Source organism: Duganella vulcania, from assembly GCF_009857655.1.
GTDB classification, from domain to species: Bacteria; Pseudomonadota; Gammaproteobacteria; order Burkholderiales; family Burkholderiaceae_D; genus Rugamonas; species Rugamonas vulcania.
Genome location: NZ_WWCX01000293.1, coordinates 1 through 487, shown reverse-complemented (window position 1 = coordinate 487; position 487 = coordinate 1). Strand labels below are relative to the sequence as shown.

At 73.9% G+C, this 487-nt stretch carries 1 protein-coding gene; it reads right to left on the bottom strand.

Annotation, left to right across the window (positions count from 1 at the left end; all coding sequences use genetic code 11):
* Window positions 1-487: TolC family protein (locus GTP90_RS36060; RefSeq protein WP_161087965.1), on the bottom strand; the 487-nt coding region annotated here is incomplete at both ends.

Below are 487 nucleotides of genomic sequence, written 5' to 3'. Positions count from 1 at the left end.
CATCCAGCGCGGCCGGCGACTGCCCGCACAACACGGCCAGCGCGTGGCCCAGCTGCGCCACGCTGGCCTCGAGCACCGGCAGCTGGGCGGCGGCCTGCTCGGCGGCGGTGATCGCCTGCTGCTGTTCGAGCGAGGTCAACATGCCGGCCTGGACCCGCCAGTTGGTGATTTCCAGCGTACTCAGTTGATTGGCCAGGTTGTCGCGCGCGATCGCCAGCCGGGCCTGGGCGCCGCGCAGGTCGATGTAGTCGCGCGCCACCTCGGCAGCCACCGACACCTGCGTGCCGCCCAGCGTGGCCGCGCTGGCCTGCAGGGCGGCGGCGCTGGCCGCCAGCCCGTAGTGGTTGGCGCCGAAGATGTCCGGCTCCCAGCGGGCGTCGAAACCCACGTTGTAGGAATTGGAGACGGCCGAGCCGTCCTGCTTGCTGCGCTGGGCCTGGCCGCTGCCGCTGACGGTGGCGGCCAGGCCGGCCGCCGCCGCCGCGCG